Below are 14,742 nucleotides of genomic sequence, written 5' to 3' on the forward strand. Positions count from 1 at the left end.
AATACCAAAGCATTACTCTCAGGACTTCTGGCTATGAGCATGGTCGCCTGCGTTAATGCTAAGCCTTTGACTATCGGCATGTCCTTCCAGGAATTAAACAACGAATATTTCGTGACCATGAAAGAGTCGCTTGAACAGTCGGCAAAAGATATTAACGCGACCGTCTATACTGCGGATGCGGCGCATGATGTCTCCAAGCAGATTAGCGATGTTGAGGATATGCTGCAAAAGAAAATTGATATTTTACTGATTAACCCGGCAGATAGCGTTGGCGCGGAAACCGCCGTCCTGGCCGCCAAAAAAGCCGGCGTGGTGGTGGTGGCGATAGATGCTCAGGCTAACGGTCCGATTGATTCTTTTGTGGGTTCAAAAAACTATGATGCGGGCTTTATTGCCGGAGAGCATTTAGCCAAAGCGCTGGGAGATAAAGGCAACGTGGCGATTCTCGACGGAATTCCGGTGGTGCCTATTCTGGAGCGCGTGCGCGGCTTTGAAGATGCGATGAAAAAGCATCCCAATATTAAAGTGCTTACCAAACTGAATGGTAAACAAGAGCGCGATACCTCCATGAGCGTGACGGAAAATATGCTGCAATCCAACCCGACGCTCAACGGTATTTTCAGCGTCAATGATGTTGGCTCACTCGGTGCCCTGGCGGCTATTCAGTCATCTGGACGCGATGTCAAGCTGGTCAGCGTCGATGGTTCTCCGGAAGCGGTGGCTGAAATTGCCAAAGGTAATACGCCGTTTATTGCTACCGCAGCACAGTTCCCGCGCGATCAGCTGCGTATTGGCTTAGGTATTGCCCTGGCAAAACACTGGGGGGCGAATATTCCTAAAGAGATTCCTGTTGATGTGAAGCTTATCGATAAAAACAACGCCAAAGATTTCCACTGGTAATCGCGTTATTACGCCACAGCGGCTCTCGCTTATTCAGGTGAGCCGTGCCGGATTCTTATTAAAGTATGGCTCGCTATTTTATCGAGCCATTATGGAGCGATGTTTATGCCCAGCCTACTGGAAGTCAAAAACGTCAGTAAAAGCTTCCCCGGAGTCAAGGCGCTGGATAATGTTAATATCACCCTTGCTCGTGGAGAAGTTCACGCTTTATTAGGTGAAAACGGCGCGGGTAAATCGACGCTGATGAAAATCCTGTGCGGGATCTATCAACCTGACGCCGGTAATATTTATATTGATGGTAAGCAGCAGCATTTTCATAACTATCGCGATGCGATTGCCTGCGGCGTAGGGATTATCTTTCAGGAGTTTTCTCTTATTCCCTATCTGAACGCTTATGAGAATATTTTCCTTAATCGTGAAAAGGTAAATCGTTTTGGCCTGTTAGATCGTAAAGCGATGCGTCGGGAGGCGTTACGCATTTTTAAAGAGCTTGGCGTCACGCTCGATCCCGACGAGCAAATCTGCCATCTCAGCGTCGCCGAGCAGCAATTCGTGGAAATTGCCAAAGCGCTGTCGCTGGATGCGCAAATTCTCATTCTGGACGAACCCACCGCGACCCTAACTCCTGGCGAGGCGGAACATCTTTTCCGCGTGATGCGCGATTTAAAGGCCAAAGGCGTCGGCATGTTCTTTATCTCGCATCATCTGGAGGAGATATATGAAATCTGCGACAGCCTGAGTATTCTGCGCGACGGCAAATATATCGGATCGGCAAAGGTCGACAATATCGATATCGCAGAGATGATCCAGATGATGGTCGGCCGTGAGGTGGAGAACATCTATCCCGAGCGGCGGACGCTGGCGCATGATGAAATACTGCTGGAGGCGGAAATTCAGCTGACCGAAAGTAGTCAGGTTAATCGGCTGACGTTGCGCAAAGGGGAGATTTTAGGCCTTGCCGGGCTGGTGGGGTCGGGGCGTTCCGAAGCGATTCTGGCTCTGACCGGCGCGGATAAATGCTACAAAAAACGCGTCCGTCTGGCCGGAAAAGAGGTGACGATAAATTCAACCGATCGGGCTCTGCGTCTGGGTATCGGCCTGTTGCCGGAAAGCCGCAAAACGCAGGGACTGGTACTGCCTTTTTCGGTCAAAGACAATATCTGGCTTAACAAACACGCCTGCCAGTTCTCGCTTATCCGCGATAACGAAGAGCGCCTGACCGCCGAGCGTTTAATTAGCCACGTTGGTGTGAAAACGCCAGATGCCGGGACCGCGGTGGGGACATTGAGCGGCGGTAACCAGCAGAAAGTCGTTATTTCTCGTTGGTTAAATCATGACGTCAATATTCTTATTTTTGACGAGCCGACTCGCGGTATTGATGTCGGAGCAAAATCAGAAATCTACCAGATTATGCGCGACCTCACCGCCCAGGGGATTGCGATAATTATGATTTCATCTGAGCTTCCAGAGGTCATAGGCGTCAGCGATCGGGTGATGGTTTTTCGCGACGGTAATATCGTTGCGGAGCTTGAGAACGACCAAATTAATTCCACCGTCATTATGCTGCATGCTGCCGGTAATATTATTTAGGGAGTATTAAATGAGTAATGAAAACGTATCATTAGCGCCAGCCGTGTCTCCTGATAAAAATAAAAAGATGCTGCATAGTTTATTAAAAATGCCTGCATTCCTGCCGTTCGTTGGTCTGGTACTCCTGTTTTCCTGTATGGCTATTTTTAATGACTATTTCTTAACGGTTGATAACTTATCTACCGTCGCCCGTCAGGTCTCGATCAATGCCATCATCGCCATCGGAATGACCTTTGCCATCCTGACCGGCGGGATCGACCTCTCCGTCGGCGCGGTCATGGCCCTGGCCGGTACGCTGATGGCGGGATTAATGAAGTACTATGGTTTAGACCCGTGGTTAGCCATTCTTATCGGCCTGGGTTCCGGCGTCGCCTTTGGCGCGCTGAACGGCTTTTTAACCGCCTACGGCAAAATGCCGCCGATTATCGTAACCCTCGGCGCGATGATTATTGCGAAGGGGCTGGCACTGATCTATACCGGCGGCTATCCCATCTCCGGCTTACCGGATTCATTCGCTTTTTGGGGCCGTGAATATCTGTTCGGTATTCAGGTACCTATTATTCTGATGGTGGTTTTATATTTCATCTTTTATATCGTGCTGAATCATATGCCGTTTGGCCGCTATGTTTATTCTCTTGGCGGCAATGAAGAAGCGGCGCGCCTGAGCGGACTGCGGGTTAAATATTATAAATTGCTGGTTTATGTGATCAGCGGTTTTACCGCCAGTTTTGCCGGTCTTATTTTTACCTCACGGGTGATGAGCGGTCAGCCTAATGCGGGCGTCGGTTTTGAACTGGATGCTATTGCCGCCGTGGTGCTCGGCGGGGCATCGATTGCCGGTGGGCGCGGAATGATTATTGGCACGCTGATCGGCGCCATGATGCTCGGCGTACTGAATAATGGATTAAACCTGTTAGGGATCTCACCTTACGTTCAGTACGTGGTGAAAGGGCTTATTATTTGGGGCGCCACCTTTATTAGCTCAGCCAGACGTTAACTTATATTAATTATGGGACGAAGGGATATGAATTTTATCGGAGTGGATATCGGTGGTACGGTCACCAAAGCCGGGATATATACTGAGTGCGGGCAGGAGATCCACGTGGCTTCGCAATATGCACAGGTATTATCCGAACAGCCGGGTTTTACCGAGAGGAACATGCATGAGCTATGGGATACCGTTTGCAGCGTAATAAAAAAAGCGCTGTTTGAAAGCCAGGTGCCAGCGTTAAGTATTGGCGGGATCGGCTTCTCCTCGCACGGCAAAGGGCTGTACGCGATTGATAAAAAAGGCGAGCCGGTGCGCAACGGAATTATCTCATCCGATACCCGGGCGCTGGCGTTCGTCAAAAAATGGTACCGCGAAGGGGTCGATAAACTGGCCTATCCCAAAGGGCTGCAGCAGTTGTGGACCGGGCACCCGGTATCGCTGCTGGCGTGGTTAAAAGCACATGAGCCCGCCAACTACGACAGAATCGACGCCGTTTTAATGGTGCACGACTACATTCGCTTTCGTCTGACCGGCGAGGCGACGGCGGAAATTACCAATATTTCCGGCAGCAATTTTTATAACCAGCTTTCCTCCCGCTACGACCGCGACATGATGGCGCTTTTCGGCATTGAGGAAGTGGCGGATAAGACCGCGCCTGTGGTCAACTCGACGGACTGCGTGGGCCACATTACCCTGCAGGCCTCGCTGGACTGCGGATTATGTCCCGGAACGCCGGTATTCGGCGGCTTTTTCGACGTGGTGGCCTCCGCCGTCTCATCGGGCATTGACCGGGCGGATACCCTGAGCGCAGTGGCCGGTACATGGAGTATCGCCACCTCGGTGACGGACAGCATTATTGCCAGCGACTATCCCTACATTTGGGGAAAATACTGCATTCCGGGCAAATATTTTGTTCATGAGGGCAGCCCCACTTCGGCGAGCAATCTCTCCTGGTTTGTGAAACAGTTTTTCCCTGACGATGACCGCTGCTACGACCATTTCGAAAGCTGGATTGCGCAAGAGACCGACAGCAACCTGATTTTTTTACCTTATCTGTTCGGTTCCAATCTGGCGATGGATCTGCCGGGTGCGCTGGTAGGTCTGGCGGGACATCATACGAAAAAGGATATTATTGCGGCCATCTACCGCGGGATCGTTTTTTCTCACCTGATACATCAGGACCGCATTATTGAACTCAATCGGGGTATTGAAAAAATTCGCTTTACCGGCGGGCCGAGCCAGTCGAGAGGCTGGACCCAGATGTACGCCGACGCGGCCAATCTTCCTCTGGAAGTCGTGGACATCGAACAGGCGGGATGTCGAGCCGCCGCGCTGTGCGCAGCCGCCGGCAGCGGAACCTACGCCAACTTCAGCGAAGCGATAGCGGCCACGCAGCCCGAGGTGGTCAGTTATCAACCGGACGGCAAGCGGCATCAGCAGCTGCGCGAAGGTTATGCCCGTTACGTAGAGGTCGCGCAAAGCCTCTCCAGGGCAACGGGGGCGGCGCAATGAAACCGAGACTTGGTATCTACGAAAAAGCGCTTCCCGCTGCGCTGGACTGGCCGAAACGCTTCGAAATGGCGGCTGGCCTGGAGTTTGATTTTATCGAAATCTCCGTTGATGAGAGTCCTGAACGCCAGGCCAGGCTGCGCTGGAACCGTGGACAGCGGCTGGCATTTGTGGCCGACAAAATTAACAGCGGTATCGATGTGCCGAGCATGTGCCTCTCCGCGCACCGCAGCCATCCCTTTGGTAGCGTCAATCGTGAGACCCGGCTCAAGGCGCGGGAACTGATGCTTGATGCGCTGGATTTTGCCAGCCACGTCGGTATTCGCAACATCCAGCTGGCAGGCTATGACGTCTATTACGAATCCTCTTCGGCGCAGACCCGGGAATACTTTATTGAGGGCATCAACTGGGCGGTAGCCGAAGCGGCGAAAGCGCAGGTGATGCTGTCGATGGAGATTATGGATACCGCCTTTATGAGCAATATCTCCCGCTGGCTGGATCTCGAAAGGAAGGTCTGTAGTCCGTGGTTTTGCGTCTATCCGGACGTCGGCAACTTAAGCGCATGGCAAAACGATGTTCCCGAAGAGTTGAGTAAGGGAATTCATAAAATCACCGCCATTCATTTGAAGGATACGCAGCCGGTGTCCCACGCTTCGCTGGGGCAGTTTCGCGATGTGCCATTCGGTACCGGCTGCGTCGATTTCACGGAGATATTTCGTACGCTCTCGGCGCTGAACTATCGCGGCGCCTGGCTGATTGAGATGTGGGCCAAAAACGACGGGCTGGATAGCGAGAGAATCGCCGACGCTAAAGCGTGGCTAACGGATAAATACCAGCAGACATTTCGTCCACCGCACTATGAAGGCATTGTGAATTCAGGAGTGAAGTATGTTGGATAACCTCAAGCAGGCGGTTCTTGATGCCAATCTGGCGCTGCCGAAATTTAATCTCGTGACCTTTACCTGGGGCAACGTCAGCGGCATCGATCGCGACGCCGGGCTGGTGGTGATCAAACCCTCCGGCGTGGAATACGCCGTGATGACCGCTGACGATATGGTGGTGGTGGAGCTGGCGACCGGCAGCGTGGTGGAGGGACGCTATAAGCCCTCGTCGGATACGCCGACCCATCTCGAGCTGTATAAGGCATTCAGCGGCGTGGGCGGAATTGTGCATACCCATTCGCGCCATGCGACGATTTGGGCGCAGTCGGGGAGGTCGCTGCTGGCGATGGGCACCACCCATGCCGACTATTTTTATGGGCCGATCCCGTGTACCCGTCCCCTTAGCGATGATGAAATCCGCAGTGATTATGAAACCAATACCGGTCACGTGATTATCGAAACGCTGGGCGCGCAGCATACCGATCCGCTCAGCGTGCCCGCCGCGCTGGTTCACGGCCACGGCCCATTTGCATGGGGAAAAGATCCGGCGAACGCGGTGCATAATGCCGTGGTGCTGGAAGAGATTGCCTATATGAATATGTGGACCCGCCAGTTAAGCGCTGACGAACAGCCGGTCTCTGCGACCCTGCTGGATAAACACTATTTGCGTAAACACGGCGCGGGGGCCTACTACGGGCAGTAATTGCCTGCATTCCCCGGATGGCGGCGTAAACGCCTTATCCGGGCTACCGGTCCGCAGTCGACGGTGAACCCGTAGCCCGGTCAGCGCAGCGCCACCGCGATGAAACAGCGCAGGAACTGTAGCCCGGCTAAGCGAAGCGCGAGCCGGGGACAACGGCTAGGGCATAAACCGATAGCCGATCCCCGTTTCGGTCAGCAAGTGCTGCGGACGGGCCGGGTCGGCCTCCAGCTTTTGCCGCAGGTGCCCCATATAAATCCGCAGGTAGTGGCTGTGCTCCACCGCATTTGGCCCCCAGACCTGGTTGAGCAGCTGTCGCTGGGTCAGCACTTTGCCAGGGTTGTTGAGCAGGACCACCAGCAGGCGAAACTCAATCGGCGTCAGGTGGATCTCTTCATCGCCGCGCACGATGCGGCGGGCGGGGATATCAACGTCAATATCGGCAAAACGCACCCGCGGCTCGTCGGCCTGGGCGCCGGCATGGCGACGCATCGCCACCCTCAGTCGCGCCTGCAGCTCGCCAATGCCAAAGGGTTTACTGAGATAGTCATCGGCTCCTGCGTCAAGGGCGGCGATTTTGTCCTGCTCCTCGGTGCGCGCCGACAGCACGATAATCGGCATCTGGCTCCACTGGCGAACCTCGCGAATAAACGCGTTGCCGTCGCCATCGGGCAGACCCAGATCGAGAATAGCTAAATCCGGCTTGCGGGTCGCGGCTTCGATCAGCCCGCGCTGCAGCGTCTCTGCTTCAAATACGCGCATGCCGTCGGCTTCCAGCGCGGTGCGCAGAAAGCGGCGGATAGCGTTTTCGTCTTCGATAATCAGAACGTTAATCACATTTCCTCGGCTAACTCTTCCAGTTCAGGGGGCGCTTCTCGCGGCAGTGTAACACGGAAACAGGCGCCGCCTTGCGGGCGCGTCTCGGCGCTAATCGTTCCGCCGTGCACCTCAACGATGGCCTGACAAATCGCCAGTCCCAGGCCTACGCCGGGGATCGCCGACTCTTTATTGCCGCGGGCGAATTTATCAAAGATAGCCTGTTCCTGCCCTGGAGGAATACCCGGCCCGTTATCCCACACCTCAAGCAATAAATGGTGCGGGTCGACATGCGCCGCGATGCCGATTTGCGCCTGCGGCCCGGTGTACTTCACCGCGTTTTCCAGCAGATTAATCAGCACCCGTTCAAATAGCGGGCCATCGACGTGTACCAGCAGCAGCGGGTCCGGCAGATCGAGCTGAATATGCCGCCCACCGAGCCCCGGTTCCAGCATGCGCAGCGCGCTGCCGACCACCTCTTCGAGGGTTAACCACTCTTTATGCAAATTAAAGCCGCCGGACTGGATCCGCGCCATATCCAGCAGATTATTCACCAACCGGGTGGTGTTCAGTACGTGCTGGCGTATCTCATTGGCCTGCGGCGCGTGCTTCGACCCTTCGCTGGCAAGATCGAGGGTCAGGATCTCCGCCTGGCCGAACAGCACCGTCAGCGGGGTGCGTAAATCATGGGACAGCGCCGCCAGCAGCGAGTTGCGCAGGCTTTCCCGCTCGCTGTTCAGCCGCGCCTGCTCTTCGCTGGCGGTGAGCGTCAGTCTCTCCAGCGCGCTGGCGACCAGCAGGGTAAAGGTTTCCAGCAGGCGCTGTTGTTCGGGGATCATCAGCTGGTGCAGGTTAGCCGGCTCCACCACCACCAGCCCCCAGGTACGGGCGGCGCTTTTCAGCGGCAGGATTTGGTAGGGGACGCCGGGTAACGTATCGGTACCCGCCCCGGCGGGCAGCCCCTTATCGAAGCTCCAGCGGGCGATCGCGTCGTCCCAGGTGATGGCCGCGGTGGGTTGAGTCAATGGAGAGAGCCGGTTCATCTCATCGGGCAGCAGTAGCTGACTGCGCGCCTGAAACGTCGAGGCGATAAACCGTTCGCTGGTGGCGGCGATATCTTCACGGCTGCGGCCCACCGCCAGCGCTTTGGACATTTCGTACAGATGCCGGGTGCGCCGCTCGCGATAGCGCGCCACCCGCGCCTGGTAGCGAACGCCGGCGGTGAGGTTGCCGATAAGCAGCCCGACGGTCAGCATCACGCCAAAGGTGAGTAAATACTGTACATCTGAAACCGCCAGCGTACCGCGCGGCGCAACGAAAAACAGATCGAAGCTGACCACGTTAATCACCGTCGCCAGTACCGACGGCCAACGGCCATACACGAGAGCGATAATCACCACGCCAAGCAGATACAGCATCACCAGGTTGGCGGCCTCAAAGGCCATCAGCCACTGCATGGCGACAACGGTAATCACCGCGCACAGCGCGATGGCGACGACGCAGCCCTGGAGCTGTAGACGCCATTTATCCATCGCCGTCCGGCTATCGCTGGCGCGAGCCGGCAGGGAGGCGGCTTTTTCATCCAGCGCGATCACCACCAGATCGAGATCCGGGGCGTGACGGGCCAGCCGATCGGCGAAGCCGCCGCGATCCCACCAGCGCCTTTTCTGCTGGCGGCCAATCACTATCTTGCCGAGATTATGTTCGCGGGCGTAGTGCAGAACGGCCTTCTCTTCGGAGGGATCGGAGAGGGTGGCGGTTTCCGCTCCCAGCTCCTGCGCCAGCCTGAGCGCGGCGAGAATCGCCCGCCGCTTCGCCTCCGACAGGCGGTGCAGCGACGGGGTTTCAACATACACCGCATGCCAGACGCTGCCCAATCTGGCGGCCAGCCGGGCGGCGGCGCGCACCAGCTTTTCGCTGCCGGTGTTATGGCCGATGCAGAGCAAAATGGCGTCGCGGGTATGCCAGACTTTTTCCTGGCCCTGGCGATCGCGCCAGGCGCGCATCTGCTCATCGACTCGATCGGCAGTACGGCGTAGCGCCAGCTCGCGCAGGGCGATGAGATTGCCCTTGCGAAAGAAGTTTTCAATGGCCCGCTCAGCCTGACCGCCGATATAGACTTTACCTTCATTGAGCCGCTGACGCAGATCGTCCGGAGGCAGGTCAACCAGCACCACATCGTCGGCGGCGTCGAAAAACGGATCGGGGACGGTTTCGCGAACCTGCACGCCGGTGATGCCGCTGACGACATCGTTCAGGCTCTCGAGGTGCTGAACGTTAACGGTGGTAAACACATCGATGCCGGCTTCCAGCAGCTCTTCGACGTCCTGCCAGCGTTTAGGATGACGCGATCCGGGCGCGTTGCTGTGCGCCAGCTCATCGACCAGGATCAGCGCCGGGCGGCGGGCCAGGGCGCCGTCAAGGTCAAACTCCTTCACGTAGCGCCCGCGGTGGGAAAGGCGGCGCTGGGGCAGGGTACTCAGCCCCTCAAGCATCGCCGCCGTCTCTTTACGCCCGTGGGTTTCCGCCACGCCAATCAGGATATCCAGCCCCTGGGCGCGCAGCCGCTGCGCTTCCGCCAGCATTGCCCAGGTTTTACCGACCCCGGCGCAGGCGCCGAAAAATATCTTTAGCTTACCGCGGTGCGGGGCGGCGGCGTGTTGCAGCAGGCGATCAGGGTCCGGACGCAGCGGCTCATCACTCATCTTACTTATCCTTCAGGGCATCCAGCGACATATTCAGCTGCAGTATATTTACCACAGGTTGGCCGAGAAAACTGAGCAACGGTTTTTGCGTTGCCTCGTTCAACAGTTGCGTGACCTGCTCCACGCTGAGCTGTCGCGCTTTGGCGACGCGCGGCGCCTGCCACAGGGCGGCGGCAGGCGTCAGGCTGTAATCCAGCCCGCTCGCCGAGGCGGTGACCAGCTCCACCGGAACCGCGGCACTGGCGTCCGGATTGGCGGCGCGCAGGGCCTGCACCCGTTCGCTGATGGCGTTGTCCAGCGCCGGATTGCTGGCGGCGAGGTTGCTGCCGCCGGAGGCCAGCGGGTTATCCGGCATCTCCGCCGTGGCGGAAGGGCGGCCCTGGAAATAGCCCGGCGCGGTAAAGTTCTGCCCGATGAGACGGGAACCGCGCACTTCGCCGTCAATCCGCACCAGCGAGCCGTTGGCCTGCTGTGGGAACCACCACTGTCCCAGCGCGGTGGTCAACAGCGGGTAGACGCCGCCGGTGAGCAGCGTTAACAGAATAAACAGTACAAGAGCAGGACGAATGAATGACATGGTTTTTTCCTCACAGCAGCCCGGTCAGGGTCAATAACAGGTCGATAGCTTTGATACCGATAAAGGGCACCAGCAATCCGCCCAGGCCGTAGACCCACAGGTTGCGGCGCAGCATCGCCGAGGCCGTCAGCGGCTTATAGCTCACGCCCTTCAGCGCCAGCGGGATCAGGAAGATGATAATCAGCGCGTTAAAAATCACCGCGCTCAGGATCGCCGAAGAGGGCGAGTGCAGATGCATCACGTTGAGCATCGCCAGCGGCGGATAGACGGCGGCAAAGGCGGCCGGAATGATGGCAAAGTACTTCGCCACGTCGTTGGCGATACTGAAGGTGGTCAGGGATCCGCGGGTCATCAGCATCTGTTTACCGATATGTACGACCTCGATCAGTTTGGTGGGGTTAGAGTCGAGATCCACCATATTGCCCGCCTCTTTCGCCGCCTGGGTACCGGAGTTCATCGCGACCGCCACGTCGGCCTGCGCCAGCGCCGGGGCGTCGTTGGTACCGTCGCCAGTCATCGCCACCAGCCGACCTTCCGCTTGATACTGGCGGATCAACGCCAGCTTGGCCTCCGGCGTCGCTTCGGCGAGAAAGTCGTCCACTCCGGCTTCCGCGGCGATAGCGGCGGCGGTCAGTCGGTTATCGCCGGTGATCATCACCGTTTTAATCCCCATTTTACGCAGTTGGGCAAAACGCTCTTTGATGCCGCCTTTCACGATATCTTTCAGCGAGATAATCCCCAGCACCCGCTCGCCTTCGGCGACCACCAGCGGCGTCGCGCCAAGACGCGCCACTTCTTCAACCTGCTTATCGACATCGGCCGGAAAGTGGCCGCCGTTGGCCTCAACGTGGCGGCGGATGGCATCTACGGAACCTTTGCGGATCATCCGCTGGTCGATGTTGATGCCGCTCATCCGGGTCTGGGCGGTAAACGGCACAAAGGTGGCATGCAGCGACTGGAGATCGCGCTCGCGCAGGTTAAAGCGCTGTTTGGCCAGGACGACGATGCTGCGGCCTTCCGGCGTTTCATCGGCCAGCGACGACAGCTGGGCGGCATCGGCAAGGGTTTTTTCTTCCACGCCATGCGCAGGCAGGAATGCCGAAGCCTGGCGGTTGCCGAGGGTAATGGTGCCGGTTTTATCCAGCAGCAGGACATCGACATCGCCCGCCGCCTCAACCGCGCGGCCGCTGGTGGCGATGACGTTCGCGCCGAGCATGCGGCTCATTCCGGCAACGCCGATGGCCGACAGCAGGCCCCCAATAGTGGTGGGGATCAGGCATACCAGCAGCGCCACCAGTACCGTTACGCTGACCGCATTACCGCTCCAGGCGGAGAAGGGCCAGATAGTGGCGGTGGCCAGCAGGAATACCAGCGTCAGGGCAATAAGCAGGATGGTTAGCGCAATTTCGTTCGGCGTCTTGCGGCGCTGAGCACCTTCAACCATGGCGATCATCCGGTCAAGGAAGGTTTCGCCCGGGTTGACGCTACAGCGGATCACCAGCCAGTCGGAGAGAATACGCGTCCCGCCGGTCACCGAGGCGAAGTCGCCGCCGGATTCGCGGATAACCGGCGCGGACTCACCGGTAATGGCGCTCTCATCTACCGATGCGCCGCCTTCGATAACTTCGCCATCGCAGGGGATAATATCTCCCGCTTCCACCAGCACCACGTCACCTTTACGCAGCTCTTCGGCGGGGACGTGGTCAATTTGCGCATCGTGCTGCGGCGCGCGCAGCTTACGGGCAAAGGCGGTCTTTTTGACACCTTTGAGGCTGTTGGCCTGCGCTTTACTGCGGCCTTCCGCCATCGCTTCGGCGAAGTTGGCGAACAGGACGGTGAACCACAGCCAGAGACTAATAGCGGCGGTAAATCCGGCGCTGCCGGCGATTTGCCCGCTCGCCATGGCAATGGCCAGCAGGGTGGTGAGCAGGCTGCCGATCCAGACGATAAACATCACCGGGTTACGCCACTGTACGGCAGGGCTCAGTTTTTTCACGGCGTCGAGCAGGGCCTGACGCACCAGCGTCGGCTCCAGCAGGGCTAATGATTTGCGACTCATAACAGGTTGCTCCGCAATCGCTTAAAGTAAGGAAAAATGTTCTGCCAGCGGGCCGAGCGCCAGCGCGGGAATAAAGGTCAGGGCGCCGACCAACAGTACGGTGCCGATCAGCAGGCCGATAAACAGCGCGTCATGGGTGGCGAGCGTGCCGCTGCCGGCGGGCTGAATTTTCTTCGTCACCAGCGAACCGGCAATCGCCATCACCGGGATAATCACCGCGAAGCGGCCGACCAGCATGCAGAATGCCAGTAGCAGGTTCCAGAACGGTGTTGCCGCGCTGAGGCCGCCAAAGGCGCTGCCGTTGTTGTTCGCCGCTGAGGTGACGGCATACAGTACTTCGCTGAAGCCATGCGGCCCGGGGTTAAACATGCCCGCGCGACCGGCCTCGGTCAGCATCGCCAGCGCCGTGCCGAGGAGCACCAGCGTCGGGGTAACGAGGATCGCCAGCGCGATCATTTTCATTTCGCGGACGTCGATTTTTTTCCCGAGGTATTCCGGGGTGCGGCCAATCATCAGCCCGGCGATAAACACGGCCAGCATCACGAACAGCAGCATGCCGTACAGACCCGAGCCGACGCCGCCGAAGACCACTTCGCCTATCTGCATCAGCCACATAGGGACCATCCCGCCCAGCGCGGTAAAGGAGTCGTGCATGGCGTTGACTGCCCCACAGGACGCGGCGGTGGTGACCACGGCAAACAGGCTGCTGGCGAGAATACCGAACCGGCTCTCTTTGCCTTCCATGTTGCTACTGCTGTCGGCGCCAAGGCTCAGCAAGTGAAGGTTGCCGCGGGTTTCTGCCCACATCACTACCGCCACGCAGACGATGAAGATGAGCGTCATCGCCCACAGAATCGCCCGACCCTGACGGCGATCGCCCACCGCCTCACCGAAAGCGAAGCACAGCGCCGCCGGAATGAGAAAGATCGCCAGCATCTGCACCAGGTTGGTCAGCGCGGTGGGGTTTTCAAAGGGATGCGCCGAGTTGGCGTTAAAGAAGCCGCCGCCGTTGGTACCCAGCATTTTTATCGCTTCCTGCGAAGCCACCGGCCCCAACGGCAGCATCTGGCGTACCCCTTCAAGCGAGGTAAATTCCTGATTCGGCGATAAACTTTGCGGCACGCCCTGCTGGATAAAGAACAGCGCAATCAGCAGCGAAATCGGCAGCAGCACCCAGAGAGTAATGCGGGTCAGATCGACCCAGGCGTTGCCCAGAGCGGTGACTTTCTGCCGGGCGTATGCGCGGGTGAGGGCAAAGATCACCGCGATGCCGGTAGCGGCGGAGAGGAAGTTTTGCACCGCCAGCCCGGCCATCTGGCTAAGGCTACTCATGGTGGCTTCACCGGCATAGGCCTGCCAGTTGGTGTTACTGACAAAGCTCACCGCCGTATTCAGCGCCAGATCCCATGACAGACCGGGCAGATGCTGCGGGTTGAGCGGCAGAGAGCCCTGAAATATCAGCAGAGCGAACAGCGCCGCCAGACCCAGCGCGTTAAACAGCAGAATCGCCACTAAATACTGGAGCCAGTTCATCTCCTGCGAACGAATCCCCGCTGCCTGCCATAAACCGCGTTCAATCCGGGCCAGACCCGGTAGCGGCATATCATTGATCATCCTCGCCAGCGCCGTACCCAGCGGACGAGCGAGGATCATTAGTAGCAGAATAAAAGTCGCGATGAGTAAAAAACCTTGAGCGGCCATCAGAATGCCTCCGCATGTATCAGGGCATAAACCAGATAAACCAGCAACAGGAACACCAGCGCTACGCCAGCGATTACGCCTGTAGTCACAATCCACCTCCGGATGTCTTTTTTGATTTACGAGGAGAATAGGAAGTCGGGCGCAAAGATTTCGCAAAAATCAGCCACGGGGGTGTAAAAAAAATATAAAAATGGCCAAAACCACAATTTAACTAATGATTAGTATTAATTTAACCTTTATGTAACTTAATTACCGGATGAATGTAAATAAATCCTGAATAGGCGTTTTTAGTGGTCGGATGAGTAGTAAAATT

At 57.4% G+C, this 14,742-nt stretch carries 12 protein-coding genes; 6 read left to right on the forward strand and 6 right to left on the reverse strand.

What is annotated here, in order from left to right; all coding sequences use genetic code 11:
* Positions 1-33 precede the first annotated feature (33 nt).
* The 6 genes from ABLV11_RS22575 (at position 34) to araD (ending at position 6,574) form a co-directional block, all read left to right on the forward strand.
* On the forward strand, positions 34-900 hold the full coding sequence (locus ABLV11_RS22575) for an ABC transporter substrate-binding protein (RefSeq protein ID WP_049595825.1): 867 nt from the start codon (positions 34-36) through the stop codon (positions 898-900).
* 105 nt (positions 901-1,005) lie between these two features.
* Positions 1,006-2,490 (forward strand): sugar ABC transporter ATP-binding protein, encoded by a 1,485-nt coding sequence (locus tag ABLV11_RS22580; RefSeq protein WP_126488796.1) that lies wholly within the window; start codon positions 1,006-1,008, stop codon positions 2,488-2,490.
* A gap of 67 nt (positions 2,491-2,557) precedes the next feature.
* Positions 2,558-3,487 carry an ABC transporter permease gene (locus ABLV11_RS22585; protein WP_047721089.1) on the forward strand — a complete coding sequence of 310 codons (930 nt, stop codon included), beginning with the start codon at positions 2,558-2,560 and terminating at the stop codon, positions 3,485-3,487.
* Positions 3,488-3,514: 27 nt separating this feature from the next.
* A complete protein-coding gene (locus tag ABLV11_RS22590; RefSeq protein ID WP_348855806.1) occupies positions 3,515-4,993 on the forward strand; it encodes an FGGY-family carbohydrate kinase in 1,479 nt (492 codons plus the stop codon).
* On the forward strand, positions 4,990-5,889 hold the full coding sequence (locus ABLV11_RS22595) for an L-ribulose-5-phosphate 3-epimerase (RefSeq protein ID WP_004100254.1): 900 nt from the start codon (positions 4,990-4,992) through the stop codon (positions 5,887-5,889). The genes ABLV11_RS22590 and ABLV11_RS22595 overlap by 4 nt, the downstream gene beginning before the upstream one ends.
* Positions 5,879-6,574, forward strand: a complete 696-nt coding sequence (gene araD, locus ABLV11_RS22600) for an L-ribulose-5-phosphate 4-epimerase (protein ID WP_004100255.1) — start codon at positions 5,879-5,881, stop codon at positions 6,572-6,574. The genes ABLV11_RS22595 and araD overlap by 11 nt, the downstream gene beginning before the upstream one ends.
* Before the next feature lie 156 nt (positions 6,575-6,730).
* Here araD and kdpE read toward each other — a convergent pair whose 3' ends face one another.
* The 6 genes from kdpE to kdpF are packed head-to-tail and all read right to left on the reverse strand — an operon-like array spanning position 6,731 to position 14,518.
* Entirely contained in the window at positions 6,731-7,408 is a 678-nt protein-coding gene (gene kdpE, locus ABLV11_RS22605) for a two-component system response regulator KdpE (RefSeq protein ID WP_004100256.1), read from the reverse strand.
* A complete protein-coding gene (gene kdpD / locus ABLV11_RS22610) occupies positions 7,405-10,092 on the reverse strand; it encodes a two-component system sensor histidine kinase KdpD (RefSeq protein ID WP_126488798.1) in 2,688 nt (895 codons plus the stop codon). Before kdpD ends, kdpE begins: the two co-directional genes overlap by 4 nt.
* Before the next feature lies 1 nt (position 10,093).
* A complete protein-coding gene (gene kdpC, locus ABLV11_RS22615; RefSeq protein WP_126488799.1) occupies positions 10,094-10,669 on the reverse strand; it encodes a potassium-transporting ATPase subunit KdpC in 576 nt (191 codons plus the stop codon).
* Positions 10,670-10,679: 10 nt separating this feature from the next.
* On the reverse strand, positions 10,680-12,728 hold the full coding sequence (gene kdpB / locus ABLV11_RS22620; protein WP_126488800.1) for a potassium-transporting ATPase subunit KdpB: 2,049 nt from the start codon (positions 12,726-12,728) through the stop codon (positions 10,680-10,682).
* A gap of 21 nt (positions 12,729-12,749) precedes the next feature.
* The gene (gene kdpA, locus ABLV11_RS22625) at positions 12,750-14,429 is read right to left on the reverse strand and encodes a potassium-transporting ATPase subunit KdpA (protein ID WP_126488801.1); all 1,680 of its coding nucleotides are present in this window, start codon (positions 14,427-14,429) and stop codon (positions 12,750-12,752) included.
* The gene (gene kdpF / locus ABLV11_RS22630; protein ID WP_016807944.1) at positions 14,429-14,518 is read right to left on the reverse strand and encodes a K(+)-transporting ATPase subunit F; all 90 of its coding nucleotides are present in this window, start codon (positions 14,516-14,518) and stop codon (positions 14,429-14,431) included. The genes kdpA and kdpF overlap by 1 nt, the downstream gene beginning before the upstream one ends.
* Between the last annotated feature and the right edge of the window lie 224 nt (positions 14,519-14,742).

This window comes from Klebsiella sp. GW_Kp181 (assembly GCF_040062315.1).
GTDB classification, from domain to species: domain Bacteria; phylum Pseudomonadota; class Gammaproteobacteria; order Enterobacterales; family Enterobacteriaceae; genus Klebsiella; species Klebsiella oxytoca.

Bases quoted from the DNA above. Each gene is read 5' to 3' on its own strand.
- ABLV11_RS22575 (WP_049595825.1), top strand. From the start codon at position 34: ATGAGCATGGTCGCCTGCGTTAATGCTAAGCCTTTGACTATCGGCATG.
- ABLV11_RS22580 (WP_126488796.1), top strand. From the start codon at position 1,006: ATGCCCAGCCTACTGGAAGTCAAAAACGTCAGTAAAAGCTTCCCCGGA.
- ABLV11_RS22585 (WP_047721089.1), top strand. From the start codon at position 2,558: ATGCTGCATAGTTTATTAAAAATGCCTGCATTCCTGCCGTTCGTTGGT.
- ABLV11_RS22590 (WP_348855806.1), top strand. From the start codon at position 3,515: ATGAATTTTATCGGAGTGGATATCGGTGGTACGGTCACCAAAGCCGGG.
- ABLV11_RS22595 (WP_004100254.1), top strand. From the start codon at position 4,990: ATGAAACCGAGACTTGGTATCTACGAAAAAGCGCTTCCCGCTGCGCTG.
- araD (WP_004100255.1), top strand. From the start codon at position 5,879: ATGTTGGATAACCTCAAGCAGGCGGTTCTTGATGCCAATCTGGCGCTG.
- kdpD (WP_126488798.1), bottom strand. From the start codon at position 10,092: ATGAGTGATGAGCCGCTGCGTCCGGACCCTGATCGCCTGCTGCAACAC.
- kdpC (WP_126488799.1), bottom strand. From the start codon at position 10,669: ATGTCATTCATTCGTCCTGCTCTTGTACTGTTTATTCTGTTAACGCTG.
- kdpB (WP_126488800.1), bottom strand. From the start codon at position 12,728: ATGAGTCGCAAATCATTAGCCCTGCTGGAGCCGACGCTGGTGCGTCAG.
- kdpA (WP_126488801.1), bottom strand. From the start codon at position 14,429: ATGGCCGCTCAAGGTTTTTTACTCATCGCGACTTTTATTCTGCTACTA.